Annotated in this window: 25 protein-coding genes, 1 tRNA gene and 1 riboswitch; of the genes, 12 read left to right on the top strand and 14 right to left on the bottom strand. The window is 64.8% G+C overall.

All coding sequences use genetic code 11. The annotated features are described in order from the left end of the window. Nucleotides 1–8: 8 nt before the first annotated feature. Nucleotides 9–1,256: an O-succinylhomoserine sulfhydrylase gene (metZ, locus tag FHS48_RS10995; RefSeq protein ID WP_184263605.1), complete on the bottom strand. Its 1,248-nt coding sequence runs from the start codon at nt 1,254–1,256 to the stop codon at nt 9–11. A 57-nt stretch (nt 1,257–1,313) separates the two neighbouring features. Beyond that, nucleotides 1,314–1,391: riboswitch (SAM riboswitch) on the bottom strand. A 68-nt stretch (nt 1,392–1,459) separates the two neighbouring features. Next, nucleotides 1,460–2,386, bottom strand: a complete 927-nt coding sequence (locus tag FHS48_RS20465) for a radical SAM protein (RefSeq protein ID WP_184263604.1) — start codon at nt 2,384–2,386, stop codon at nt 1,460–1,462. A 177-nt stretch (nt 2,387–2,563) separates the two neighbouring features. Here FHS48_RS20465 and FHS48_RS10985 point away from each other — a divergent pair. Both FHS48_RS10985 and FHS48_RS10980 read left to right on the top strand, forming a co-directional pair. Continuing rightward, a tRNA-Gly gene (locus FHS48_RS10985) sits at nt 2,564–2,637 on the top strand. Between the two features lie 1,085 nt (nt 2,638–3,722). Beyond that, entirely contained in the window at nt 3,723–4,553 is an 831-nt protein-coding gene (locus FHS48_RS10980; protein ID WP_184263603.1) for a hypothetical protein, read from the top strand. A 324-nt stretch (nt 4,554–4,877) separates the two neighbouring features. Here FHS48_RS10980 and FHS48_RS10975 read toward each other — a convergent pair whose 3' ends face one another. The 5 genes from FHS48_RS10975 to FHS48_RS10955 form a co-directional block, all read right to left on the bottom strand. After that, nucleotides 4,878–5,624: an SDR family oxidoreductase gene (locus FHS48_RS10975; protein WP_184263602.1), complete on the bottom strand. Its 747-nt coding sequence runs from the start codon at nt 5,622–5,624 to the stop codon at nt 4,878–4,880. After that, entirely contained in the window at nt 5,621–6,946 is a 1,326-nt protein-coding gene (locus tag FHS48_RS10970) for an FAD-binding oxidoreductase (RefSeq protein WP_184263601.1), read from the bottom strand. Before FHS48_RS10970 ends, FHS48_RS10975 begins: the two co-directional genes overlap by 4 nt. Further along, on the bottom strand, nt 6,943–7,353 hold the full coding sequence (locus FHS48_RS10965; protein ID WP_184263600.1) for a GtrA family protein: 411 nt from the start codon (nt 7,351–7,353) through the stop codon (nt 6,943–6,945). Before FHS48_RS10965 ends, FHS48_RS10970 begins: the two co-directional genes overlap by 4 nt. Next, nucleotides 7,350–8,804, bottom strand: a complete 1,455-nt coding sequence (locus FHS48_RS10960) for a UbiA family prenyltransferase (protein ID WP_221443465.1) — start codon at nt 8,802–8,804, stop codon at nt 7,350–7,352. The genes FHS48_RS10965 and FHS48_RS10960 overlap by 4 nt, the downstream gene beginning before the upstream one ends. A 234-nt stretch (nt 8,805–9,038) precedes the next feature. Next, nucleotides 9,039–9,782: an SDR family oxidoreductase gene (locus FHS48_RS10955; protein ID WP_221443464.1), complete on the bottom strand. Its 744-nt coding sequence runs from the start codon at nt 9,780–9,782 to the stop codon at nt 9,039–9,041. Between the two features lie 157 nt (nt 9,783–9,939). On the opposite strand from FHS48_RS10955, the gene FHS48_RS10950 reads away from it, so the two are divergent. Next, on the top strand, nt 9,940–10,869 hold the full coding sequence (locus tag FHS48_RS10950) for a LysR family transcriptional regulator (RefSeq protein ID WP_184263599.1): 930 nt from the start codon (nt 9,940–9,942) through the stop codon (nt 10,867–10,869). Here the strand turns inward: FHS48_RS10950 and FHS48_RS10945 are convergent. The 3 genes from FHS48_RS10945 to FHS48_RS10935 form a co-directional block, all read right to left on the bottom strand. Beyond that, the gene (locus FHS48_RS10945) at nt 10,808–11,089 is read right to left on the bottom strand and encodes a GIY-YIG nuclease family protein (protein ID WP_184263598.1); all 282 of its coding nucleotides are present in this window, start codon (nt 11,087–11,089) and stop codon (nt 10,808–10,810) included. The genes FHS48_RS10950 and FHS48_RS10945 overlap by 62 nt on opposite strands. Continuing rightward, entirely contained in the window at nt 11,086–11,655 is a 570-nt protein-coding gene (locus FHS48_RS10940) for a lipocalin family protein (RefSeq protein WP_184263597.1), read from the bottom strand. Before FHS48_RS10940 ends, FHS48_RS10945 begins: the two co-directional genes overlap by 4 nt. Before the next feature lie 117 nt (nt 11,656–11,772). Beyond that, nucleotides 11,773–12,372, bottom strand: a complete 600-nt coding sequence (locus tag FHS48_RS10935) for an HNH endonuclease (RefSeq protein WP_260402434.1) — start codon at nt 12,370–12,372, stop codon at nt 11,773–11,775. 198 nt (nt 12,373–12,570) lie between these two features. Between FHS48_RS10935 and gluQRS the strand changes: the two genes are divergently transcribed. Next, entirely contained in the window at nt 12,571–13,410 is an 840-nt protein-coding gene (gene gluQRS, locus FHS48_RS10930; protein ID WP_184263596.1) for a tRNA glutamyl-Q(34) synthetase GluQRS, read from the top strand. On the opposite strand, the gene FHS48_RS10925 is transcribed toward gluQRS, so the two are convergent. From FHS48_RS10925 to FHS48_RS10915, 3 genes are read right to left on the bottom strand one after another with little or no spacing between them, the layout of a single operon-like run. After that, the gene (locus FHS48_RS10925) at nt 13,385–14,314 is read right to left on the bottom strand and encodes a site-specific tyrosine recombinase XerD (RefSeq protein ID WP_184263595.1); all 930 of its coding nucleotides are present in this window, start codon (nt 14,312–14,314) and stop codon (nt 13,385–13,387) included. The two genes, gluQRS and FHS48_RS10925, sit on opposite strands and share 26 nt — an antisense overlap. A gap of 6 nt (nt 14,315–14,320) precedes the next feature. Further along, on the bottom strand, nt 14,321–16,225 hold the full coding sequence (locus FHS48_RS10920) for a hypothetical protein (protein WP_184263594.1): 1,905 nt from the start codon (nt 16,223–16,225) through the stop codon (nt 14,321–14,323). Further along, nucleotides 16,206–16,346 carry a hypothetical protein gene (locus FHS48_RS10915; RefSeq protein WP_184263593.1) on the bottom strand — a complete coding sequence of 47 codons (141 nt, stop codon included), beginning with the start codon at nt 16,344–16,346 and terminating at the stop codon, nt 16,206–16,208. Before FHS48_RS10915 ends, FHS48_RS10920 begins: the two co-directional genes overlap by 20 nt. A 375-nt stretch (nt 16,347–16,721) precedes the next feature. Between FHS48_RS10915 and FHS48_RS10910 the strand changes: the two genes are divergently transcribed. From FHS48_RS10910 to FHS48_RS10890, 5 genes are all read left to right on the top strand, one after another. Then, entirely contained in the window at nt 16,722–17,345 is a 624-nt protein-coding gene (locus tag FHS48_RS10910; protein ID WP_260402433.1) for a shikimate kinase, read from the top strand. Next, nucleotides 17,342–18,466, top strand: a complete 1,125-nt coding sequence (gene aroB / locus FHS48_RS10905; RefSeq protein WP_184263592.1) for a 3-dehydroquinate synthase — start codon at nt 17,342–17,344, stop codon at nt 18,464–18,466. Before FHS48_RS10910 ends, aroB begins: the two co-directional genes overlap by 4 nt. Before the next feature lie 38 nt (nt 18,467–18,504). After that, nucleotides 18,505–19,806, top strand: coding sequence for an HlyC/CorC family transporter (locus FHS48_RS10900; RefSeq protein WP_184263591.1), 1,302 nt, complete (start codon nt 18,505–18,507; stop codon nt 19,804–19,806). 195 nt (nt 19,807–20,001) lie between these two features. Then, on the top strand, nt 20,002–20,451 hold the full coding sequence (locus FHS48_RS10895; protein ID WP_184263590.1) for a CBS domain-containing protein: 450 nt from the start codon (nt 20,002–20,004) through the stop codon (nt 20,449–20,451). Between the two features lie 118 nt (nt 20,452–20,569). Then, on the top strand, nt 20,570–21,181 hold the full coding sequence (locus FHS48_RS10890) for a DUF2889 domain-containing protein (protein WP_184263589.1): 612 nt from the start codon (nt 20,570–20,572) through the stop codon (nt 21,179–21,181). Nucleotides 21,182–21,280: 99 nt separating this feature from the next. On the opposite strand, the gene FHS48_RS10885 is transcribed toward FHS48_RS10890, so the two are convergent. After that, a complete protein-coding gene (locus FHS48_RS10885; RefSeq protein WP_184263588.1) occupies nt 21,281–21,685 on the bottom strand; it encodes a hypothetical protein in 405 nt (134 codons plus the stop codon). Nucleotides 21,686–22,489: 804 nt separating this feature from the next. On the opposite strand from FHS48_RS10885, the gene FHS48_RS10880 reads away from it, so the two are divergent. The 3 genes from FHS48_RS10880 to uvrC all read left to right on the top strand — a co-directional run bounded on the left by FHS48_RS10880 (nt 22,490) and on the right by uvrC (nt 26,201). After that, complete coding sequence (locus FHS48_RS10880) at nt 22,490–23,296, top strand: SDR family oxidoreductase (RefSeq protein ID WP_184263587.1); 807 nt, start codon at nt 22,490–22,492, stop codon at nt 23,294–23,296. Between the two features lie 62 nt (nt 23,297–23,358). After that, nucleotides 23,359–23,805, top strand: a complete 447-nt coding sequence (folB, locus tag FHS48_RS10875) for a dihydroneopterin aldolase (RefSeq protein WP_184263586.1) — start codon at nt 23,359–23,361, stop codon at nt 23,803–23,805. A 506-nt stretch (nt 23,806–24,311) separates the two neighbouring features. Beyond that, nucleotides 24,312–26,201 (top strand): excinuclease ABC subunit UvrC, encoded by a 1,890-nt coding sequence (gene uvrC, locus FHS48_RS10870; RefSeq protein WP_416046511.1) that lies wholly within the window; start codon nt 24,312–24,314, stop codon nt 26,199–26,201. Nucleotides 26,202–26,223 lie beyond the last annotated feature (22 nt).

Genomic DNA, 26,223 nt, shown 5'->3' with positions numbered 1-26,223 from the left:
CCTGCGGATCAGCCCTGCAACGCCTGACGGAAATCGGCGATCAGGTCATTAGCATCTTCCAGCCCGACCGACACCCGCAGCAGGCCTTCGGTGATGCCCTGCGCCACCTTGTCTTCCGGCGTCAGGCGCTGGTGGGTGGTGGTATAGGGGTGGCAGGCCAGCGTCTTGGAATCGCCGAGATTGTTGGAGATATGGGCCAGCTTCAGGCGGTTAAGCAGCGAGAACGCCCCGGCCTTGCCGCCCTTGACCTCCACCGCCAGCATGGTGCCGCCCGCCTTCATCTGCGCCTGTGCCAGCGCCTTCTGCGGGTGGCTGTCCAGCAGCGGGTAGGCAACGCGGGCAACCCCGGCCTCCGCCTCCAGCGCCTGCGCCAGCGCAAAGGCGGTGCGGCTGGCCTTTTCCACCCGCAGGTCCAGCGTTTCCAGCCCCTTCAGCAGCACCCAGGCATTAAACGGGCTGAGGCTGGGGCCGGTATGACGCAGGAACACCCCGAGGGTATTCTCGATATAGTCCTTGCTGCCGAGAATCGCCCCGCCGAGGCAGCGGCCCTGCCCGTCGATATGCTTGGTGGCGGAATACACCACGATATCCGCCCCCAGTTGCAGCGGGCTTTGCAGGATCGGGGTAGCGAAGACGTTATCGACGATCACCTGCGCCCCGGCCTTGTGCGCCAGCGCCGACACCGCCGGCAGGTCAATCAGTTGCAGGCCCGGGTTCGACGGGGTTTCCAGCAGCACCGCCTTGGTCGGCTGCGACAGGGCCCGTTCCCAGCCTGCCAGATCATCGGGATCGACGAACTCGGTGGTGACGCCCCAGTGCGGCAGAATATCGGTGAGGATGTAGGTACACGACCCGAACAGGGCGCGGCTGCCGACCACCCGGTCCCCCGCCTTCACCAGACAGGCCAGCGAGGCGAAAATCGCCGCCATGCCGGTGGCGGTGGAGCGGCAGGCTTCCGCCCCTTCCAGCAGGGCCAGACGGTCTTCAAACATCTGCACGGTCGGATTGCGGAAGCGGGAATAGACGTAGCGTTCCCGGGTGCCGTCAAAGGATTCCTCGGCCTCTTCCGCCGAAGCGTAGACATAGCCGGAGTTCAGGAACAGCGCTTCAGCGGTTTCGTCAAACCCCGACCGCAGGGTGCCGCCATGCACCAGACGGGTCGACGGCGCGCAGGACGCCAGAAAAGCCGCATCCTTCACCACGGAGGACGGACGGGTCTCGACGGGAAGCTTTACGGGGGTCTTATCGGAAGACATGGGGGTCAGGTCCTTCGCCAGAGTGAGTCCTGACCGGCGGGCCTGGGCAGAGACACGACGGAGTCCACCCGGACCTTTTAGCGAGTTTTTTTTACCGTGGCCGCAAGCCGGTCGCAAATCACCACGGGTGCCCCGCGCCTGCCGGAGCGGCACTGGGGAACACAGCCTTCATACCCCCGCCGGACGCAGCGTGCAAGCCTTTCTCAGCCGGAACAGGCCGCCCCGCCCAGCACACAGAATTTGGCACAGTGCGGATGATTCAGCGGCACCGCCCCCCGGGCCCCGGCCAGCGAGGCCCCCAGATCGAACCGCAGGTCATAGGGTAACAGGGTACAGGCCACCACCGACAGCCGGTCGGCCCCGCGCCGCCGCACCACCATGCGGCTGCTGGCACACATCATCTGATCCGGCGTCTTCCCCAGAAGTCCCCAGCAGGCAGTGGTGATCTCCGGCACCGGGGCCGTTTCGTCCATCTCCGGGAACAACACCATCTGCCAGCGGTCGGCAGCGTCCACCGGCAGCTTCAGATCCCGGCACAGGGCGGCATACCCGGCCCGGATCTCTGCCTCCGGCTCCGCCGTCGTCATCCGCCCGGCCAGCGACAGCCGCACCCCGGCCTCCGCCAGCGCTGACAGCCCATGCAGGGCCGGTTCCCACGTTCCCGCGCCGCGCACCGCCTCGTGCCCGGCCTGCGTATAATGGTCCAACGATACCCGCAGGGTGAGACGGTCGCCAAAGTCCGCCGCCAGAACCGCCAGCGCCCCGAGATGGCGGTGCAGGGGTTTCATGGCATTGGTCAGCACCAGCACCCGCCGCCCGCTGTCCAGCGCCATCCGCAGCAACGGCAGAATCTGCGGATGCATGAACGGTTCCCCGCCGGTGAACCCGATCTCCTCCAGCGGATCCCCGGCAGCCGTGGCCTCGGCCAGACAGGCCGCCAGATCCTCCGGCGGAAACCAGACCAGCCGGTCGTTGCGGGGGCTGGACTCGATATAACAGCCCGCACAGGTGATGTTGCAGAGGGTGCCGGTGTTGACCCACAGGGTGCGCAGCCCGGTGAAGGCAACCGACGCCCGGACCTCCCCCGACTGGGTGCGGTGCGGATCCTGAAATTTTCCGGCGTTGCTCACGGCACCCCCATCGGACTTAAGGCAGAAAACCTGCTGCGATCGTAAGCGGTTGGGGCGGGTAAGGCCATTCACCTTCCTGTGAGCGGCGGCGTGCGAAAAGGCACTTGCCAAGGCGGCGACAGCCCCCTATAAAGAGCCTCCCTGACGGAGATGACTTTCCTCCGCTCAGCGCCCGGCGCGGGTGTAGCTCAATGGTAGAGCAGAAGCTTCCCAAGCTTACGACGAGGGTTCGATTCCCTTCACCCGCTCCAAAATTTCCTCGATAAAAATCAGCAATTTCCTCGATAAAAATCAGCAATTTCCTCGATAAAAATCAGCTCATTAGAAGCAAATCACAAAATGTGTTCGCTTCCAATCCAGCGATCGCATACGCCTATTGTAAGCAAACTCATCCGAAAACCCGGCCCTCTCTGGCGACGAGCCGACAAGGTGCCCCTTTAAACCTTGAGGCAGCTTCCTCAGAGTTGCTTGGCCCCCATCAGGGGCATCAGCGGGCCATCCCCACTGTCGGCCGATGGAAATGCGGTTCTTCTATTAGAAAACCGGAATGCCAGTTTCCGGAGGTGCCCAGCGTATCATCCTATCCGATTTTCCGGGGCCACCTTTCCTCTCTCCTGAAGGCGCTTAAAATCAGGGCGGTTGAGGACGGGACGTTCGTCTGCACGTGGTGGGCTTTGGGGTTCGGGGGGCTCCCCCGACACGCCAAAAACTGGGAACCAGTTCTTATAGACGCGCCCTTCGGGGTTTTCCGACCACCACCACTGCGCTATAATCCTCCCCCGCCCTAACAATGGAGGATGTGGTGGCGATACTTGTGAGCGCGGTCGCAGTCGGCAACTGCTACGAAAGCCCGAATGGACAAATAAGAAAGGTCACGGACATACAAGACGGACGAGTTTTTTATGTTTGCAGGGGGAAGAGCCTAGGAAATTGGGGTTACGGACATACACAAGCGAATCCGCCAACGCTTAACACCTTTGCCAATGCTGTAAACGGGCCGATATCCTGCCCGCCTGATGCGCCATAGTAGGAGGGGCAGAAATGACTTTCAAAACGATTGGGCCGACCGCTCTGCATGCGCAAGGCAACTACGGCGTATTCCCAGTCCTTCTCATCGACGACTCCGTATCTCCGCCGAATTGTAAAGTTGTGGAATATGCCCTTATCGACCTTACAACGGGGATTGTCCTTTATATTGGCTCTTGGGAAGACTGCGTTTGGCAAGCAGAGGAAAGGGACGAATTCGATCAGCAGGCCGTGAGCCCGCCCGGCCACAGGCCCTGACAGTCAGGCAATATGCCGACACGGCGCCGTTTCACGAGAGTGAGGAGCAGATATGAGCTTCAAATCCGAGCATCCGGATTTTAAGGGGTATGAAAGCGACGAATATTACGTGGTGGCCCTGCCTACTGCATTCAGCTCTGCTCTGCAAGGTTTCCTGACGAGACATTGCGATGGCACCAACGAGCTGAAGTCAGTCCTGAATGATATCGCCAGTAGAATTCCAATGGAACCGACCACAAACTGGGGATGGGATTTCCTCATTGAGGATATGAGGCTGTATGTTGCGCGCCTATGCAAATCAGACCTGCCAAAGGCTATGGATTTCCTCGCAGATTTGGCAACAAACAGGCGTGATTCGTTTTCACAAGAAACAATCAACGAATTTCTTTACGACCTCGATATCGGTTATGAACTGGAAACTGAAAAATGGTCGGGCAATACCCATTGGAAATTGCGCCCAACAGTTTCCTCTCGCTCCGCACCAATTAAAGATGCAGCTCCATACGTAAAAAATATTTGCCAGCAGGCACTCGACCATCTCGATCAGGCAAAAGACCATCTTTCGAATACAAATAATGATAGAGATAGAAAAGACGCAGTTAGAGACTGTCTTTCAGCAATGGAATCTTTGCTAAAGTCTATATCTGGCAAGAACGACATAAAAGACGCCACTACTTTTCTCCGGGCAGAGAAAACGTGGGGGCTTGATATAATTGTCAAGGATGGCCTGTCGCTTTGGAACAGGATGCAGGATCTCTATCCAGATGTACGGCATGGAAATCCGAATAAAACTGAAATGACAGACGAAGAGGCATTGTACTGGGTGGAGCGCATAACGTGTTTCATTAAATATATCTCCAGAAAACATGACGTCATGACTTAACCATTATCAATAACATTGACATCATAACTTATTTTTTCCGTCGAAGCTTCACTATCGAATTTTGCGTCCTTTACAGGCGATGAATTAGAGTCTTTTTAAAATGACCGGAATCTGTGGGGGATTCCCATCTGCGTGGGTTCGTGATTCACTGCCTCCGGATTTTACGAATACGCAGGTGACGCGATGGGCTGGCGGCAGGGACAAAGTGGACACCTCCGGAAACCTTACTCCGAGGATCTATACTCAACAAAAAGTTATAAAATTGCATAATCTGCACTATCAGGTTTCAAAAATCGCCCTCAACAGCCAAAAGACTCACCCCCATCAAATCGACAGCCTCTTGAAAAGCCACTCCGGAAGCAGGCGGATCACCATCATGATCCACCGCCACACCGGGCGGACGTAGATCACGTCTTTCCTGTGTTTCCAGCCCCGGTACACCGCCGCCCCTACCTCCTCCGGCTGGGCGGTCAGGGCCGGGGGCAGGGGCAGCCCGGCAGTCATCCGGGTCTCGACAAACCCCGGTTTCACGGTCATCACCTGCACCCCGACTTTCGCCATCCGCCCCCGCAGGCCGGACAGATAGGCGGACAATCCGGCCTTGGCCGAGCCGTAAATGTAATTGCTGGCCCGCCCCCGGTCCCCGGCGACCGAGCTGATGCCGATAATGCTACCCTGTCCCAGCACGGCATACCGGTTGGCGACCTCGGCCAGCACCGATGCCGGGCCTTCATAGGTGCTGCGCATCACCCATCGGGCCGCCTCCGGGGCCTGTTCATCCTGCCTCTGGTTGCCCAGCACCCCGACCACGCAGACCGTCACCCCCGGCAGGTCCGGTAATCCCTCCAGAAAAGCCGCGTGGGTTTCCACCGCCAGCACATCAAACTCGTGCCGCGTCACCTCCACCCCATATCGCAGGCACAGGTCCTGACAGGTGGCCTCCAGCCGCACACTGTTGCGCGCCGCCAGCCGCAGCGGGTGCCCCGCCGCCGCAAAGGCAGCGGCAATCGCCCGCCCGATCTCTGACGTTGCCCCCAGAATCAGCACTGACGGGGGGTTCCGGTCGATCATGGCATCACCCGCTGTGACTGAAGAGACGAAAAACAGCCTGTCGCGCCCACCCGGTCGCATTCGGCCAGAAAGCCGGGCAGCTCCGGATAGCCGCTGCGGAAGGTTTGGGGTGTCATCAGCGCATCCTTGGCAAGATAGAGGCGCCCGCCATGGTCGCAGACAATCGCCTCCAGCTGCCGCAGCAGCCCCGGCACCGCAGCGGACAGCGGAAAATCCAGCGCCAGCGTATAGCCTTCCATCGGGAAGGACAGCATCCCCCCCGGCCCCGGCCCGAACAGCTTCAGCACCGACAGGAAAGAACCAAGGCCCGCCGCCGCCGTCACCGCCAGCAGCCGCGCCAGCCCTTCCGCACTGGCCGCCAGCGGCAGAACGCACTGAAACTGGACAAATCCCCGGCGGCCGTAGATCCGGTTCCAGTGGCGCACCGCATCCAGCGGATAGAAGAATGAGTCGAGATCCACCAGCCCCGTCCCCTCCTGCGCCCGCCGGAAATAAACCCCGTTGAACAGCCGGACCACCGGCGGCGACAGCACCGCCCCCGGCAGCGGAACCGGTACGCTCAGGCGGCGGCGTTCCGGCACCCGCAGCGGATCCTGCCGCAGCGACGGCGGCAGATCCTGCCGCAGCGCATGCGCGCCGAGGAACAGGACCGACCGGCCCAGCGCCCCGCCACCCGACAGGCCATCAATCCAGGCAACGGAATAGGGGGCGTCCCCGGCGGCGGCAAAGGCGGCCATGACCTCCGACAGGCTGGCGCAGCGGATCACCCGCTGGCGGATCCACGCGGTTTCGATCGGCATCAGCCGGACCGTCGCCCGCAGAATGATCCCGGTCAGCCCCATCCCGCCGCAGGTGGCCCGGAACAGGCCCGGTTCCTGGTCCGGCGAACAGGTCACCACCCGGCCATCCGCCAGCATCAGGTCCAGCGCCCGGATATGGCGGCAAAACGGGCCCGCCTGATGGTGGTTCTTGCCATGAACATCAGCGGCGATCATCCCGCCGAGGGACACCTGCCGCGTTCCCGGTGTCACCGGGGGAAACCAGCCGCGCCGGACAAAGACCGACAGGATATCGTCCAGCAGAACGCCGCTTTCGCAGGTCAGGTCCCCGGTCTGCGGGTCAAAGGCAAGGAACCGGTTCAGCCGCCGGGTCAGCAGGGTTCCCGCCGGATTGAGCGCCGCATCGCCGTATGACCGGCCCTGCCCCCGGGCGATCAGCGTGGCGCTGGCCCGCAGCACCGCGTCCCGCGCCCCGGTCTCATCCCGGAGGTCCGCCACCCGGCAGTCGGCGACAGGATAGCGCCCCCACCCGCCGAGGATCACGGCACGCTCCTGCGGAAGACGAAGGCCCGGTCAAGGTGATACTTGACCACATAGCCGACGGTCAGGCCCAGCGCCGCCCCGACCATCATCATGCCTTCTGTCCGGAACAGCAGGTAAAACAGGGTCTCGGTGGCCCAGAACAGGCCGGTCGTCCCCAGCCCCATCAGGGTATAGAGCAGGAACTTGCGGCCATGGGCGGTCAGGCCCTGTTCCCGGTCCTGAAAGATCCAGACCTTATCCAGCAGGTATTTCACCACCAGTCCGCCGCCGGTTCCGGCCACCACCGCGCACCCCAGCCCGACCGGCCCGGACAGAACCGACAGAACCGCTCCTTGCAGGGCAAGATTCACCCCCATGGCAAGGGCAGCAAAGGCGCTGTAGCGCACAATCAGGGTCACAGGGCTCATCGCAGGGCACACCCAAGGACAATTGCCACGGACAGGGCAAAGACAGACAGGCTGACCGGATCCCTGATCGCAAAGACCACCGGATCATCATGCATTTCGCCCCGGTGGGTCAGCAGCAGGATCCGGCTGATCCAGTACAGCAGCACCCCACAGATCAGCCACAGCCCCTGCGGCACGGCATAAAGGGCCGTCACCGTCGGGCTGTTGACATACAGGGCCAGCACCAGCACCGCAGCATATCCCGCAGCCACCGCCAGCCCCTGCAACAGGGGAAGGTCATCCAGTGAATACCCCCGCCCCACCGGGTCCGCCAGATCATTCCTGCGCCGTCCGTGCAGTTCGGCAAGGCGCTTGACCAAGGCCAGACTGAGGAACAGAAAAATCGAAAAGGCCAGCAGCCACGCCGACGGGGCGACGGCAATCGCCGCGCCCCCGGCAACAACCCGCAGGGTATACAGCCCGGCCAGCACCATCACATCCATGATCGGCTTCTGCTTCAGCCACAGGCTGTACAGCAGCGTCAGACCAAAATAGAGCGCCAGCAGGGCCACGAAGCCCCCGGACACCAGCAGGGACAAACCGCCCCCCGCCAGCAGCAGGAACGGGACCACCCCCATGGCGGTGAGGACCGGAACCGCCCCGGAGGCCAGAGGCCGGAGCCGTTTGCGCAGGTGGTCACGGTCCGCCTGAAGATCCAGCATATCGTTGATCAGATACACCGCCGACGCCACCAGCCCGAAGGACAGGAACGCCACCAGCAGGGTCAGCACCCCCGGCAGGCTGATGGCATGGGCCGTCAGCATCGGCAGGAACAGCAGGGCGTTCTTCACCCACTGGTGGGGCCGCAGAGCCTGTAAGCAGGCCCCAGGCAGGCCCCGTTGCGGGGCAATTTCCATCACATCGGCAAACCGGTTACGCACCGCCTGCCGCAGGGAGGAGGACGCATTAACCACAATCACCCGCCGCGCCACCGCCCAGACCGGCAGATCGGCCGCCGCATTTCCGGCGTAGTCAAACCCCCCGGCCCCGAAAGCCTGCACCAGCCGCTCCGCCTTTGCCGCCCCGGACAGACTGACCACACCGTCGGAGGCAAAAAAGCCGTCAAACAGATCATAATGCCCGCACAGCGCCGCGACGTGGGAGTGATCCGCCCCCGAGGCCAGATAGATCTTCCGTCCCCGGGCCCGCTCCTGCTGCAAAAAGGCGAGAAGTTCAGCTGTCACCGGCAGTGCCGTCGCATCCAGCCCGGACGCTGCGGCGACCCCTGCTTTCAGCGCCGCCTTTCCCTGCCGCAACGCCGCAACGGTCAGGGCCAGCAACCGCAGGGGCTGCGCCTTCAGCAGCGTCAGGCCGCCTTCCACCAGCAGGTCACTGCGGAGAAAGGTGCCATCGACATCAACAACCAGCGGAATGTCTGTCCCGGGGATTTCCCCGGCAGCCCTCTGTGCCACAACCCCCAATCCTTCGCCCCAGCGAGACAATACCGGATCCCGGAACGGCCCCCGGTCCTGCTCCGGGGCAGAAGCACCCTGACGCCAACACCGGACCGGGGATCGCCAGACAGTGCCACAGCCCCATGAGAATAAAAAGAGCAAGGCCCGGCGGCTGGCCCTTATTCTGACCCTGACTGAGTCTGGTGGCCGTGATCCGCTTCTGCGGAATAAACCCTGCGGGAACAGCCTGCCTCACACCATCCCGCCATTGGCCCGCAGCACCTGCCCGTTGATCCAGCCCCCGTCCGGACCGGCCAGAAACGCCACCGCCGCCGCGATATCCTCCGGGGTGCCCAGCCGTTCCAGCGGAGAGAGCCGGGCCAGCCGGTCAATCAGCTCCGGACTTTTGCCGGTCAGGAACAGGTCGGTGGCGGTTGGTCCCGGAGCCACCGCATTCACCGTGATCCCCCGCCCGCGCAGTTCCTTCGACAGGATGGCGGTCAGGGTTTCCACCGCCGCCTTGGTGGCGGCATAGACCCCATAGGTCTCCAGCTTCAGCCCCACCACCGAGGTGGACAGGCTGATGATCCGCCCGCCGGTCCGCACCCGCCGCCCCGCTTCCCGCAGGACCGTGAAGGCCCCTTTCAGGTTGGTGGACACCTGCCGGTCAAACAGGTCATCCGAAGAGTCGGTCACCGGGGCCTGCATCAGGATCCCCGCTGAATTGACCACCACGTCAATCCCGCCAAACCCCTGTTCGGCCCGGTCGAACAGGGCCGTCACCGCCGCCGGGTCCGCCACATCAGCCTGCACGGCCTCGGCCAGTCCGCCATTCCAGCGGATCGCCGTCACCACCTCCTCCGCCAGCGCGGCATTCCCGGCATAATTGACCAGGACCGCATATCCATCCCGGGCCAGACGCGCCGCCACCGCCGCGCCAATCCCCCGGGACGCCCCGGTCACCACCGCCACCTTGCGTTCCATTCCATCCATCATCGGTCCATCTCCTTCGGTGTGCCCCTGCTCCGTCCACCACGGCACAGGGCACCTGTGATGACCGGATCATGTCGCTTGATCGCCTGCGGATAATCAGCCGATAATCGGGAAGACCATCCGAAAAAGCCGAACAGTCAGCGGGGAGGGAGGCCGCACCATGGACCGTCTGGACGCCATGCGGGTTTTTGTCCGGGTGATGGAGCGCCGCAGTTTCACCCGCGCCGCAGAAGATCTCGGCCTGCCCCGCTCCACCGTCACCGATGCCGTCAAACAGACGGAAGCCCGGTTGGGAACCCGCCTGTTGCAGCGGACCACCCGCCACGTCACCCCAACGTTGGATGGCGAGGCCTACCATCTTCGCTGCCTGTCGATTCTGGCCGAGGTGGAGGACGCCGAAAGCGCCTTTTCCGGCGCGGTGCCCAAGGGCACCCTGCGCATTGATGTGCAGGGCAAGCTGGCCCGCCACTTTGTTCTGCCCAACCTGAAAGACTTTCTGCGGCGTTACCCCGGTCTGTCGTTACAGATGAGTGAAGGCGACCGGCTGGTTGATCTGGTGCAGGACGGGGTGGACTGCGTCCTGCGGGCCGGAACCCCGCAGGACAGTGACCTGACCGTCCGCCATATCACGCTGCTGCCACAGGCCACGCTGGCCTCGCCGGAGTATCTGGCCGAACATGGCGTTCCCACCCATCCCGATGATCTTCTGGCCGGACACCGGATGGTGGGGTTCCGCTCCTCCGCCACCGGAGGCACCCTGCCGCTGGAGTTTCTGATCAATGGAACCCTGCGGCAGATCAGCCTGCCGGTCTCGCTGTCGGTCAACGGGGCCGACAGTTATTCCGCCGCCGCCGTTCATGGCTTTGGTCTGGTGCAGATCCCCCGCTACCACGCCGACCTGCTGCTGGCGGCCGGAAGCGTGCGGGAAGTCCTGCCGGAAGCGCCACCGCCGGGGATGGCCGTCTCCGTGCTCTATCCCCGCAGCCGCCAGCTTTCGCCCCGGCTGCGGGTGTTCATCGACTGGCTGGTCACGGTGTTTGCGGCAACGCCCCCCGCTTCAGTCCGGCGCGGAACCGGGCATCCTTTTTGATCCCCAGTTCCCGCCGCAGGGCATCACCATGGCCGAGCGGCCCTTCACAGTGCAGCAGCCGCCATGGCCCCCGCCCCCGGGTGAAACGGGCCCCGGTCCCGGCATTATGCTGACACAGGCGGCGGTCCACATCGGTGCTGATGCCGGTATAGGTGATTCCCCGGTCATTCAGCAGGATATAGACAAACCATGCCGCCTCCGGCTGATCCGCCGCTGTCACGGGGCCGAGACCTCCAGACGGGTCAGGTCATAGCCCCGGTCCTTCAGGCGGCCGAGCAGGGCCTGATAAGCCGCCGGGTCCGGCACCGGAGTCCGTGACAGAATCCACAGATATTCCCGGCGCGGTTCACTGACGGCGGCCAGCGTATAGGCCTCATCCAGATCGACGATCCAGTAATCGCCCCACACCATCGGCAGCCACGACAGCCACGCCGGGGCAAAGCGCACCTCCAGCACCGCCGGGGAGGGCGAACCGACCGCACGGGCCTCGCCCACCGCTTCCTCCCTGCCGCCATCGGCACGGAAGCAGCGGTTGGTGACCGTCACCCGGCCATCATCGCGCAGGGCATAGGTGGCGGAGGTGCCACGGGCGCATTGGGCCTGAAAGCGGTTGGGGAATTTTGCCGCCTCGTACCACACGCCCATGTAGCGGGGAACATCCAGCGCCGGAACCGGCACCACCGGCGGCACCGCATCCGCCGCCCGGGCCGCCGCTGACAGAGATATCGCTGACAGACACACCGCCACCGCCAGCATCCCCCCGGATATCCTTTGCCTGATCCGCATCGACAGTCCTCCGTCCCAAAAGCGCCCTGATGCTAACAGGTGGGACGGATCCGGCAAAATGCCAGAGATGCCGGAAACTCGGGACACCGGAAACTGGGGACACCGGAAACCGGGGCTCTACGTCCGGTCCAGCTCGCTGTCCCAGTACAGATAATCCCGCCAGCTTTCATGCAGGTGATTGGGGGGAAAGATCCGGCCATATTCCTGAAGCTGCCAGCTGGACGGCACCAGCGGGGCCCGGATCAGCGGCATCGCGGCTTCCTCCGGGGTGCGGTTGGCCTTGCGCATGTTGCAGGGGGCGCAGGCGGCAACCACGTTGCTCCAGCCGGTCAGGCCACCGCGCGAACGCGGGATCACATGGTCAAAGGTCAGGTCATGGGAGGAAAAGCGGGCGCCGCAGTACTGACAGCGGAACTGATCGCGCAGGAACACATTGTAACGGGTGAAGGCCGGGCGGCGGGCCACCGGAACATAATCCTTCAGCGCGATCACGCTGGGCAGCCGGATCTCCTGCCGGGGGGAATGGATCACGCGGTCGTATTCCGACACCACACTGACCCGCCCCAGAAAAACCGCCTTCACCGCATCCTGCCACGGCCACAGGGACAGCGGAAAATAACTGAGCGGGCGGAAATCCGCGTTCAGAACCAGCGCCGCCAGCGAGGGCGGCGGACTTCGCTCCGCCTCACGGCAGGCGGCAACCGGATCGCACGACATCGTCCTTAACACAGCGTCCCCTTTCACCCGGCACAGGCGGCCGGTGATCTGGAGTCAGGCGGTACGCGGCAACAGTACGGATACGCGGTACAGGATCGGAACCTTGGTCACGATACGGTGTTTCATGGTGCCTGCGGATACTTTTCTTGTCAAAGTTCGGTTACAGTCCGCCCCTCTCCGCCTCACTCCCGGTTTCCGATGCCGCACATCACCCGCTTTGCCCCCAGTCCGACCGGCTTCCTGCATCTGGGCCATGCCTATTCCGCCTGCCGCGCCGCAGCGGCGGCCGGGCCGGACGGCACCTTCCTGCTGCGGCTGGAAGACATTGACGCCACCCGCTGCACGGCGGAATTTTGCGACGCGGTGGAAGAAGACCTGCGCTGGCTGGGGCTGGACTGGCCGCAGCCGGTGCGACGGCAGTCGCAGCATCTGGAGGACTATACCCGCGCCATCACCGCCCTCACCGGTCAGGGCCTGCTGTATCCCTGTTTCTGCACCCGCAAAGAGATTCTGGCGGAGATCGGCGATATCCACCGCGCCCCGCACGGGCCGGACGGGCCGCTGTACCCCGGCACCTGCCGCCATCGCTCCGCCACCGAACGGGCGGAGCGTATCGCCGCCGGAGAGCCCTATGCCCTGCGGCTGGATATGACCGAAGCCCGCCGCCGGGCCGGATCCGGCCTGCGCTGGCACGATGCGGATGCCGGGTGGCAGCAGGCAACGCCGGAACTGTTCGGCGATGTGGTGCTGGCCCGCAAGGATACGCCGACCAGCTATCATCTGGCGGTGACGCTGGATGATGCCGTGCAGGGGATCACCCTGATCACCCGGGGGACCGACCTGTTTGCCGCCACCCATATCCACCGGCTGTTGCAGGCGCTGTTCGGGCTGCCGGTGCCGGAGTATGCCCACCATCCGCTGCTGTGCGGCCCGGACGGCAAACGCTACGCCAAGCGGGACCGGGCGCTGACCCTGCGCAGCCTGCGGGCCGACGGGATCAGCCCGGCGGAGGTCAGGATCCGGCTGGGCCTTTCCTGAGCAGCTTTGCCAGCGGGTGCGAGGACTGCACCGTTGCCCGCAGCCGGTCATCGAGAACGTGGGTGTAGAGTTCGGTGGTGGCGATGTCGGAATGACCCAGCATCTGCTGCACACTGCGCAGGTCGGCGTTATGGGCCAGCAGATGGGTGGCAAAGGTATGCCGCAGCACATGGGGGGACAGCCGCGACGGCGGAATCCCCGCCTGCACCCCGATCTGCGACAGCATCTTGAAAAACCCGTCGCGGGTCAGATGCCCTTCCTGTGCCCGGGGGGACGGAAACAGCCAGCGGCTGTCCCGGGCTCCCTTCGGGAAAAACACCCGGCGATGCGGCAGATAGGCCTTCACCGCCGCCCGCGCCGCTTCAGTCAGCGGCACCAGCCGCTCTTTGCCGCCCTTCCCCATCACGATCAGCGTCGGCTGATCGCGGGAGACGGAGGACAGCGGCAGACCGACCAGTTCGCTGACGCGCAGCCCGGCGGCATACAGCAGTTCCAGCAGCGCCCGGCGGCGCAGACTGTCCGGGTCCTCCCCGGCGGCAACCACCGCCAGCAGCCGCGCGGTCTCCTCCTCGGTCAGGAATTTTGGCAGCGGCCGCCCCAGCTGCGGCGTATCGAGCAGCGCCGTCGGATCATCCCGCCGTCGCCCTTCGCCCAGCAGAAACCGGTAAAACTGCCGCAGGGCGGAAATCCGCCGCGCCGCCGTGCGGGGGGCCAGCCCGGCGGCATCCAGCCCCTGCACATAACGGCGCAGGGCCTCCGCCGGGGCCTGTACCGGATCCTCTCCGCGCAGGGAGCCGAAGAAGTCCGTCAGATCCCGCCGGTAGGCGTCGATGGTGCGCGGGCTGGACCCGCGCTCCACCACCATCATTTCCAGAAACGCCTCCAGCGGCGCAGCGCCCATCATCAGCGGTTACAGCCCGGCAGAGAGGGCCGCCTCGATCGCCAGACGCCGCGACAGCGGATCCTGTCCCAGACGACGGAGGGACTCCACCGCCTGCGCCACCGCGACATCCGACACCTGCGCTGTCGGGGCGGTATCCTGCACCAGCAGCGACAGCGCCACCCCTTCGGCCAGACGCTTGTTCAGCACCGCCGCCGACAGGGCCGAGGACCGCGCCGCCGACGGGGCTTTCGCCTCGTCCACCGCCGGGCCACCCCACAGCAGCGCCCAGTCATCGGCGGACACCGCTTCGCCGGTGGCCTGCAACAGGGCAATGCCCCGCGCCTGCAACCGGTCAGCCATCTGGGTGGTCGGCACCTTGCTGCCCTTCAGCATCAGCCGGGTTTCGACTGACCGGGTCATCGCCGCCCGCCAGTTCTCATATTCCTGCGGCGACCAGTGCGACAGGCCCGACGGCACCGCCAGACGGCGCAGCAGCCAGACCGAATCCAGCTGGGCCGCCGCGCTGGCATCGCCCCGCCCGGCCAGATCCTGCCCGAGACGGACCCACCGCTGGGCGTCCTCAGTCAGACCGGCCCCCAGCAGAATCCGCACCGCCACCGGCAGAAAACCGGTCAGCGACGGTTCCGGCTGAAGATCGCGCACCAGCGGCGCATACACCTGCGCCACCACCAGTTCCTGCCCGGTCCGGACCGCCTGATCCATCGCCCGGGCAATCCATTCTGCCTTCTGGGCCGGGGCAGTCTGGCGCTGCACCATCTGGTACATCACCGCCGCCGCCTTGCCGCTGCCATCGTTGACCAGATCCGTCACCGGGCGGGCATAATCGGCATCGTTGAAGCCGGTGGAGGTATACAGCGCCACCAGCTCCGCCGCCGACAGGCTGCCCCCGGCCACCGCCATCTGTCCGGCGGAGAACCGCACGGAAGGATCAGTTTTCGTGCCCAGCACAATCGCCCGCGTCATCCATGGCGCGGCATCGGTCAGGGTTCCGTTCGGATAGGGGCGGCCGGTTTCCCGGATCATCGCCACCGTCAGCGGCGACGGCTTCTGGAACCCGGACAGCGCCGGACCCTTCAGACCCGACATCTGCTCCGCCGCCCACAGGAAGGCCGGGTCATCAACCTTGTCCTCGCGCAGCAGGGTGACCTGAATATTGGCCTGCTCCGTCCGGCCGGAGCGGTACAGACAGAACGCCGAGGCCTTCTGCCAGTAGCTGCCCGGATAAGCCGCCAGCCCGCCCTCAACCGCCTTACAGGCCTCGTCGAGACGGCCATCAATCAGCAGACTGTCAACAACGGCGCGTTCCACCGCCTCCGTCCGGCCCGGCCCGGTGATGCCCTTGGCCAGCGTGCGCACCGCCTCGGTCTGGCCCATGGTCAGCAGGGCAGACAGCCGCAGCTCCAGCAGGGTCGGCTGTCCGGCCCCGGCCGGGGGCTGGGCCGCCGACAGCAGCAGACGGGCCGCAATCTCCTGACGCGCCGGAGACAGCGCGGTCACCGGCAGCGCCGACAGCAGGCGCACCGCCGCCGTGCGCGAGGTGCCGGTCCACATATCCTGTTGCAGCCCGCCGGTCTTGGTCGACAGGGTGCCGACCGCGTCCGGGCTGAGGGCCACCACATCGGTCACAACAATTCCGTCCCGCCCGGTTGCGGCGGGCGGCGGGGATGTCACCGTAAACGGCTGCGTGGAAACGGCGGGGGTCACCGCACCGGGGCCTGCCTGCACCTCTTTCGTCACCGGGGCGGGATCAGCGGAAGAGCCGACCGCCCCCGGGAACAGCTGAATCGGCCCGGAGGACTGGGCCTGCGCCCCCCCCGTGGCTGACATCACCGCAGCGGCAAACAGAATGGCTGTGAGCGCCCGCCGGGCCGGACGGCCGGTCATCCCGGTGTCAGCGCTTGAAACGGTCATTCGGAATCACCTTTTCCACATGAGCTGAGGGCGGCGGCATGTCCCACGTCGCCAGGAAGCCGACGCCCCCGACCACCAGAACCAGAACCATAATCAATGCCGCACGAGTCATAAATGCCATGAGGTCTGCCACCCAATGTCAAAAAAGAAGCCTTCCGGCGCCAAGTCTATCACGGCCCCGGTTTCCCGGAAAACCCTGCCGCCACAGTCCATACCGATCCCGCCGCCGCCCACCATCCCCCCGCCGGGATGCCGCGACGCAGTTTACAGAAGCCCTTCCAACGCGGTACAAGCGCGGTGCACGGCCTTTATGCCCGTGCACCGCCGCCGGGACCCTGTTCCGTCGGCCACTGACCCCCGGTTTTCAGACCCCAGTGGCACACCATGGCCTTGGACTGTGGACGAAGACTGTGGCATTCCGGGGGCAGTTTAACGCCGGGTCCCTTCCGGTGCAACGCATGGTAAGCCCTTTCTCCTGAACCGGGATTCCCCGCTGATGACCGACCTGCCGCCAACCCTGCCCCCCGCATCGCCACTTCCGCCGACGTTCAGCGCCGTGCCGCAGCCGCTGGAACGCACCGTCACCATGGTCGGCCTGATGGGGGCGGGGAAAAGCGTGATCGGAAAACGGCTGGCGGCCCGGCTGGGGGTTCCGTTCATCGATGCCGATACCGCCATCGAGAACGCCGCCGGTTTCACCATCGCCGATTTTTTTGCCCGCTTCGGCGAGGCCGCCTTCCGCGAAGGGGAGGCCAAGGTGATCTCCCGCCTGCTGGAAGGCCCGGTCTGCGTGCTGGCGACCGGCGGCGGCGCTTTCATGAATGCCAACACCCGCGCCCTGATCCGCAGCTCCGCCACCTCGATCTGGCTGAAGGCCAGCCTCGATCTGCTGGTCAGCCGCACCGCCGGACGGTCCCACCGCCCGCTGCTCAATCAGGGCGACCCCCGCGCCATCCTCGGGGATCTGATGGAGCGGCGCTATCCGGTCTATGCCGAGGCCGACGTGATCGTGCCACTGGTTGATGAAAGCCCCGATGCCACCTGCGACCGTGTTCAGGCCGCCCTTGAAACCCATCTTGGCCACCCCCTGCTGATGCCTGCCCGAGGACCGTCCGAATGACTTACCAGACCCTGCGTGTTGCCCTTGACGGAGACTCCGCCGACCGGTCCTATGACATCCTGACCGGACCGGGGCTGATTGACCGGGTCGGGGAACTGGCCCTGCCGGTGGCCCGGGGCCGCACCGCCTTTATCCTGACCGATGAGAATGTCGCGCCGCTCTATCTGGGCCGGGTGCAGTTCAGCCTGACCGCCGCCGGGTTCAACGTTCACCACCTGATCGTCGCCGCCGGGGAACAGAGCAAAAGCTTCGGCACGCTGGAAACCGTGCTGAACGCCATGCTGGACGCCCGCTGTGAACGGACCACCCTGCTGGTGGCCCTCGGCGGCGGCATCATCGGCGATCTGGCCGGGTTTGCCGCCTCCGTCCTGCTGCGCGGCGTCGATTTCATCCAGATCCCGACCACCCTGCTGTCGCAGGTGGACAGCAGCGTCGGCGGCAAAACCGGCATCAACACCCGCCATGGCAAAAATCTGGTCGGCACCTTCCACCAGCCGCGTCTGGTGATTGCCGACACCGACACCCTGTCCACCCTGCCGCAGCGGGAAGTGCTGGCCGGATACGCCGAGGTGGCGAAATACGGCCTGATCGACGATGCCCCGTTCTGGGACTGGCTGGAACTGCACGGGCCGGAGGTGGTGGCGCTGTCCCCCTCGCCGCTGGCGCTGGCGATCCATACCAGCTGCACCGCCAAGGCCCGCGTGGTCGCCGCCGACGAGACCGAAACCGGAGTCCGCGCCCTTCTGAACCTTGGTCATACCTTCGGCCATGCGCTGGAGGCCGAGGGCGGCTATGGCGGCCCGCTGCTGCATGGCGAGGCGGTGGCCGTCGGCATGGTGATGGCCTTTGACCTGTCCGCCGCCATGGGGCTGTGCCCGGCAGAGGATGCCCGCCGGGTGCGGGCGCATCTGTCCACCGTCGGCCTGCCGGTGGTGCCGCCGAAAATCAATGGCGCCGCCATGGATGCCAAGGCCCTGCTGCACCATATGGCCGGGGACAAAAAGGTGAAGGACGGCAAGGTTACCTTCGTCCTTGCCCGCGGCATCGGCCAGTCCTTCCTCAGCCGGGAGGTTGATCCGGCCGATGTCCTGCGGATTCTGGAACAGGCGGTGTCCGCCTGAGGCCACTCTTTAGTGTTTTTTCCGGGGGAGAGACCGGCATGCTGCTGACCCTGTCCATCCTGTGCCTGCTGCTGGTGGTGTCCGCCATCCTCGGTATGGCTGACGCCGCCCTGACCACCGCCTCGCGGACCCGGCTTCAGGATCTGGAGCGGGACGGGGACGACCGGGCAGCCTTGGTCAACCATCTGCTGGAATACCAGCGGGAACGGGTCAGCAGCACCCTGCTGGTCGCCACCGCGCTGGTCAACACCACCGCCACCGCACTGGCGGCAGTGGCTTTGGTCCAGTGGCATCAGGGGGCCGGTCTGCCGCTGTCGGTGGCGGTGATGACCCTGCTGCTGGTCGGCATCACCACCCTGATGCCGCGTGCCATTGCCCGCCGCCATGCCGTGCCGCTGGCATTGGCGCTGACCCCGTGGGTCGGCCTGCTGTCGTGGTTTTTCCGGCCGGTGGTCGCCGTCCTGCACTGGGCGGTGAAGGGGGCGGTGCGCAGCGCCGGGGGCTCCGCCGGGCGTTTTGACAGCACCACCCCGGATGAACCGGCCCAGATGCTGGCCGACCTGCGCGGGGTGATTGACCAGCACACCGAGGATCTGGCCGACCGCCACGCCGATGTCCGCCATGAACGGGCCATGCTGCGCAGCGTGCTGGATCTGGCTGATGTCGATGTCAGCGAAATCATGGTGCACCGCCGGGGTCTGGTGTCGATCGACGTCGGTCTGCCGGTGGAGGATATCCTCCAGCAGGCGCTGGACAGCCCCTATACCCGCCTGCCGCTGTGGCGGGACGAACCGGACAACATCATCGGCGTCCTGCATGCCAAGGCCCTGCTGCGGGCGGTTCAGGCCGTTGAAGGGGATCTGGAGGCGCTGGACGTTGCCGCCATTGCCAGCCCGCCGTGGTTTGTCCCGGATTCCACCCGCCTGCTTGATCAGCTGAACGCCTTCCGCAGCCGCCGCGAACATTTTGCGTTGGTGATTGATGAATACGGCACCCTGCAAGGGGTGGTGACGCTGGAGGATATTCTGGAAGAGATCGTCGGCGACATCACCGACGAACATGACGTCACGGTGTCCGGGGTCCGGCCGCAGCCGGACGGATCCTACATCATCGACGGCTCGGTCACCCTGCGGGACCTCAACCGCGAATTTGACTGGAACCTGCCCGACGACGATGCCACCACGCTGGCCGGGCTGCTGCTGCACGAAACCCGGTCCCTGCCGATGCAGGGGCAGGTGTTCCTGTTCCATGGTCTGCGGTTTGAGGTGCTGCGGCGGCAGCGGAACCAGATTGTTTCCGTCAAGGTTTCGGTTCTGGCACGGCATGAACGCAATACTTGATTTCCGACTGATCCTGTCGGCATTCTGAAGGGGTCTGGCGGCGCGCCCCCGGCCCCTGATCCCCCCACCACCACTGTCCTGTGATGCCCATCCTGTTGTGAGATGCCCATCCGGGCCGGGGCCCCTGTCCATCCCGCCGATCGGCGCCGGATCGGCCGGAGTATCTGCGCGAAGATCCTTCGCGGGGAGGGTTCCATGCCGAAAATTATCCCGGATGTCATCCAGAACCAAACCCTGACCCTGGTCCCGGCCGGGATGCCGGTCAGCGATGCCGCCCGCCTGATGCGGGAACGCAACATTGCCGCCGTCATGGTCACCGACGGGCCGGTTCTGCTGGGTATCATGACCGAGCGGGACATCACCCGCCGGGTTGTCGCCGATGGCCTGAATCCGGTGACCACCCCGGTCGGTCAGGTGATGACTGCCAACCCGGATACCCTCGGCCCCGATGACCGGCCGCTGGACGCCCTGAAGCTGATGCAGGAACGCCGCTTCCGGCATATTCCGGTGGTTTCGGCGCACGGCGGTATTCTGGGCATGCTGTCGATCCGGGATCTGTACAGTTTCGTCACTGCCGAGCTGGAAAACAATCTGCGCAGCTGCGAACTCTACGTCGCCGGAGAGAGCTACGGCGTCGGACCCTGACCGCAGGCGGCGGCATCCGCCGGAAAAAAGGCTGCGGATGTTGACGTCGGGGCACTCTTGACGCCCCGGCGTCGCTTCCGTATGGGGGTAGGAGCGTTGTTTCCAGCGGAGTCTCCCCATGCCCCTGCCGCCCCCGGCCCCCCGCAAGCACCTGCATACCCGCTCTATCACCTGCACCGGATACGAGCGGGAGGATGGGCTGTGGGATATCGAAGCAACGCTGACCGACGTCAAAACCTATTCCTTCCCCAACCACGACCGGGGAGAAATCAAAGCGGGGGAACCGCTGCACGGCATGTGGATCCGCATCACGGTTGATACCGACCTGCTGATCCATGATGCCATCGCCGTCACCGATCATGGCCCCTTCACCATCTGCGGCGATATCGCCCCGGCCTATTCCAGACTGATCGGCCTGCGGATCGGCAAGGGCTTCGACAAGGAAGTCCGCACCCTGTTTGACGGCCCCCATGGCTGTACCCACCTGCGGGAACTGCTGCGCCCGCTGGCCACCACCGCCTATCAGACGATTTTTCCGGCCCGGGAGCGCAAACGCCGCAAGGAGGCCTCTGACGTCCGCCCGGGAATTCTCGACACCTGCTACGCCCTGCGGACCGAAGGCGAAGTGGTGCAGCGGGAATGGCCCGCCTTTTACACCGGCCCGGCCCCGGCGGTGGGAACGGTGATCCCGGAGCCCAGCATTGCCACCGGCGGGACCAGCGGAGAATAACGGTCCCCCTTCTTCCCCGGGGACAGACCCACCAAACAGAAACCCCCGCCGGAACACACCGGCGGGGGTTTTGTCTCAACCCGTCAGACGGGCCGGATCTCAGTAGGAGTCGCTCTCGACCTTACCGCCGGTCAGCATCAGCACGATCACCAGCATGGCGAAGGTCATGAAGACGCCGAAATAAATCACATAGCCGAACAGGCTGAACAGCAGGGCGGACCCGGCATACACGCCGACATAGCACAGCACGGCCACCACACCCAGCAGGGAAATGCCGAGGGTCACCCCGCTCTTGTTCCAGGCATCGCGGGTCAGCACGCTGGTGTCTTCTTCCTTATGGCCGACCGCATTGGCGATCACGCCGAACACGCCGAGAACGGCGACGACGGTCACGATCAGCAGCACGCCATAGGCATTGGACCCGGCGAGGGACGCCGCAGAGGAGCCATACAGCGCGGCGGCAGCAATGGCGGTCAGCACCGCCCCGAGCACCCAGTTCTTCATCGTTCGAGCAACTCCGTCGAGTCCGGTATTTTCAGCAGGAGCGGTCAACAGGCGTCCGGCTGGCGGGCTTTTTTTTGTGCGGGCCAGTCCGGTTTTACCAACCGGCAGGGCCCTGTCGAAACACAGCGTGCCATATTTCAGGCCACCCTGACAGGGGCCGCCCCGGATGCGACGCAGCGGAGGGCCGTGCAGGTCTATAGAATGTGTCGAAACGGGCGTCAATCCGCCTTGCGGCGGTTTTTCCCGATGAAACCTGAAAATTTTCACGGCCTTTCCTGCCGGGCCTGCGGAAAGCGGTGGATCCTGACCCGGACTCAGACAGTCCCGCAGACTGGAATGGTCGTAATCCCACCACCACAAGGCATAATCCCGTTATGCCGAAAGTTATAATTTTCTCTAAATTTATTTTACCGATAGGCCGAATGTCAGGCTTTCTGCGGTTTTGCGGCCGCAGTAAGGTGTGTCCCAGAGAGAAGCCTGCTGAGCGATCCCACAAGACAACTGTCAGGGGGCAGGATCTATCGGGGGGAGACGCGCCTTGTGCGTCGAGACGCCCGGGCTTTTCTCTCATCGGCGGGTACTCCGGGGGGAGGTCACCCGCCGATGTTATTTCGGGGATCTGTTCAGCCAGAAGATGGCCCCTCCCCACCCCCACACACATACAATCCTCAAAATCCCGGCAACCGATTCCGTTTCCGGCCCGTATAGGCTAGAACCGGGGCGGACGCGCCGTTCCGGGCCGCCCGTCCTCTTTCCTTCCGGCCCCTCTCAGCCCGCCGGGGGAACCGTCCTCAGGAGTCTGCCGTGATCGCCCCCCCGCCGTCCCCAAGCCGCCGCCACCCCTGCCCCAAGGCCCCCGTCGCGCTGATCACCGGGGCCGCCCGCCGGATCGGCCGCAGCATTGCCGAGGCCCTTGCCGCCGACGGCCATCCGGTGGCCCTGCACTATAATGGGTCGCAGGAGGAGGCCGGGACGGTGGTGGCCGCCATCACCGCCGCCGGGGGCCGGGCGATGGCCTTTCAGGCCGATCTGCACAGCGAAGACGGCATGGCCGGTCTGCTGCCCACCGTGACCGCAGCCCTCGGGCCGGTCGGGGTGCTGGTCAACAATGCCTCCACCTTTGAACAGGACAGCCTGAGCACGGCGACTCGGGCCAGCTGGGACCTGCACATGCAGGCCAATCTGCGGGCCCCGTTCGTGCTGTGCCAACAGATGGCAGCCCTGCTGCCGGACGGGGCGCATGGCAGCATCATCAATCTGATTGACCAGCGGGTCTGGGCCCTGACCCCCGATTTCATGACCTATACCCTGTCCAAGGCCGGACTGTGGACCCTGACCCAAACCCTTGCGCTGGCACTGGCCCCCCGGATCCGGGTCAACGCCATCGGCCCCGGCCCGGCCCTGCCGAGCAAGCGCCAGAGCCCGGAGCAGTTTGCCGCGCAGGCGGCTGCCATGCCGCTGGGGCATGGGACCAATCCGGCTGAAATCGCCGACACCGTACGGTTTCTCCTTGCAGCCGGGTCCATGACCGGACAAATGATAGCGCTTGATGGCGGCCAGCATCTGGGCTGGGCCCTGCCGGGTGTGGATATGGCCGTTCTGGCGGAATAGCCGGTCCCCGTCTCCCCTGTCGCCCCGACCGTTCCGCCTTACCCCCGGAGACCCCGCGTCCGATGTCTTCTCCTTCCAGCACCGCCCCCGTCATCGCTCCGCTGCGCCCGGCGTCCCCCCGTATCGCTGACGCCGAGCAGGGCCTGCGCCATGTCTTCGTCCGCGATATGGTCGTGACCTGCCTGATCGGTGTGTATGACCACGAACACACCACCCCGCAGCGGGTGCGGATCAACGTTGACCTCGGGGTGCTGGAACGGATCAGCATGAGCGGGGATTCGCTGGATCAGGTGGTCTGTTATGAACAGATCGCCAACCGGGTCCGCGCCATGACGCAGGACGGCCACATCAATCTGGTGGAAACCCTGTCAGAACGCATCGCCGCCATCTGTTTGCAGGATCCGCGCGTCCGCATGGCCCGGGTGCGGGTGGAAAAGCTGGACGTCATCTCTGACGTTGCCGCCGTCGGGGTTGAAATCGAACGCATCAGCACCCTGCCGTTGCCGTGATATCCCCAGCCGGTTCTGTGACGGCGAACGCTTGACGGAAGACTCGTCCGCATCGCGTTCCGGTTATCCCGACGGCCCCGACTCCTAGGGTTTTGCGGTGCCGAATCGGGTCTGACCCAAAAGTTGTGCACAGGATGGGTTCGGGCTGCGCCAACCTCCTGCCTCTGTCAAGACAGCAAAAGAGAGACTCTCCCCGAGTCTCTCTTTTTTGTTATACACAATAAAAATCAATGAGTTATGATTTTTGCCTGTTTTTTGGGCAAACCGGTGGGACTCTAGGAGTCCTGCGGGAGTCGGCGGTCGGCACCCAGTTTCCCCACAAAGTTATCCACAGATTCGGTGGATAGCGGGGGATGACCGGGGAGGCTCCCCCGATCTGTGGGTATGAGTCTGATTTCCCCCCACAGACCGCCACACCGGCACCGGGGAAAAACGGAACGCACCGCCCCTTGACCTGCCGGGGGATTTGTCCCCAAATCCCGGCCATGACGACCGACACCCCTTCGCTGATTTCCGCGCCCGCCGACAGCGGCAGCCTGACCCACGGGGTGGAGGTGATCCGCGCCACCCTGCGCACCCTGCCCGACAGCCCCGGCGTCTACCGGATGCTGAACCGGCACGGCGATGCCCTGTATGTGGGAAAAGCCAAAAGCCTGAAAAAGCGGGTGGTCGCCTACACCCGGGTTGAGGCCCTGCCGCTGCGCCTGCAACGGATGGTGCGCGAAACCGTCAGCATGGAAGTGGTGAACACCCACACCGAGGCGGAAGCCCTGCTGCTTGAATCCAACCTGATCAAGAAGCTGAAGCCGCGCTACAACATCCTGCTGCGCGATGACAAATCCTTCCCCTATGTGCTGATCACCGGCGACCATGCCTATCCGCAGATCATCAAGTACCGGGGCAACCGCGAGGCCAAGGGCGAATACTTCGGCCCCTTTGCCTCCGCCCATGCCGTCACCGAGACCCTGACCATCCTGCAGAAGGCCTTTCTGCTGCGCACCTGTACCGACAGCGTGTTCGCCACCCGGACCCGGGCCTGCCTGCTGCACCAGATCAAACGCTGCTGCGCCCCCTGCGTCAGCAAGGTCAGCGAAGAGGAGTATGCGGCGCTGGTGACGCAGGCCCGCGCCTTCCTGACCGGTCACAGTCAGGAAATCCAACAGGACCTGATCGCCCGGATGGAAGCCCATGCCGAAGCGCTGGAATTTGAGGACGCCGCCCAGCTGCGCGACCGTCTGCGGGCCATCGCCCGCATTCAGGCCCATCAGGACATCAGCATCGGCGATCTGGGCGACGCCGATGTGATGGCGGTACATCAGGCCGGGGGCCAGACCTGTATTCAGGTGTTCTTCTTCCGTATGGGGCAGAACTACGGCAACCGCGCCTATTTCCCGGTCCATGCTCATGACGTTCCGGCCGGAGAAGTGCTGGAGGCCTTTGTCGGTCAGTTTTACGCCGCCCGCCGCCCGCCGGTGCGGGTGCTGCTGTCGGAACCGCTGCCCAATCAGGATCTGGTCCGCGACGCCCTGAAACTGCGGGCCGAACACGCCGTTGAGCTGCATGTCCCCAGACGCGGGGATAAGGTGAAGGCGGTCGACCATGCCCTGACCAACGCCCGCGAGGCGCTGGGGCGGCGGCTGGCCGAAACCTCGGCCCAGAAGGCGCTGCTGGACGGCATGGTGGAGGTCTTCGCCCTGCCGGGCAGCCCGCAGCGGGTGGAAGTCTACGACAACGCCCATATTCAGGGAGCCCATGCGGTCGGCGGCATGATTGTCGCCGGGCCGGAGGGCTTCAACAAGGCGGCCTACCGCACCTTCAACATCCGCGACACCGACCTGACCCCCGGCGACGACTTCGGGATGATGCGCGAGGTGCTGACCCGGCGCTTCAGCCGCGCCCTGAAGGAAGACCCCGATCACGACCGCGGCCAGTGGCCGGATGTGGTGCTGATCGACGGCGGCAAGGGCCAGTTATCGGTGGCGGAAGAGGTCTTCGCCGCCCTTGGCATCCCCCTGAGCGGCGAGGGATCGGTGGCGCTGATCTCCATCGCCAAGGGGCCGGACCGCAATGCCGGGCGCGAGGTTTACCACCAGCCAGGGCGGGCCCCCTTCACCCTGCCCCACACCCACCCGGTGCATTACTTCCTGCAACGGCTGCGGGACGAGGCCCACCGCCACGCCAACGGCACCCACCGCAGCAAACGGTCGCGGGCGCTGGGGGTCTCCCGGCTGGATGCCCTGCCCGGCATCGGCCCGCGCCGCAAGAAAGCCCTGCTGCACCACTTTGGCTCCGCCAAGGGAGTCGAGGAGGCCGGGCTGACCGATCTACAGGCGGTTGAAGGGATCAGTGCCGCTTTGGCAAAAAAAATCTATGACCACTTTCATCCGGGCGGGTAGACTGCCAGCGCACGTCCGCCCC

Source organism: Novispirillum itersonii (assembly GCF_014205675.1).
Lineage (GTDB): Bacteria > Pseudomonadota > Alphaproteobacteria > Rhodospirillales > Rhodospirillaceae > Novispirillum > Novispirillum itersonii_A.
This window is presented reverse-complemented; position numbering and strand designations above follow the sequence as displayed.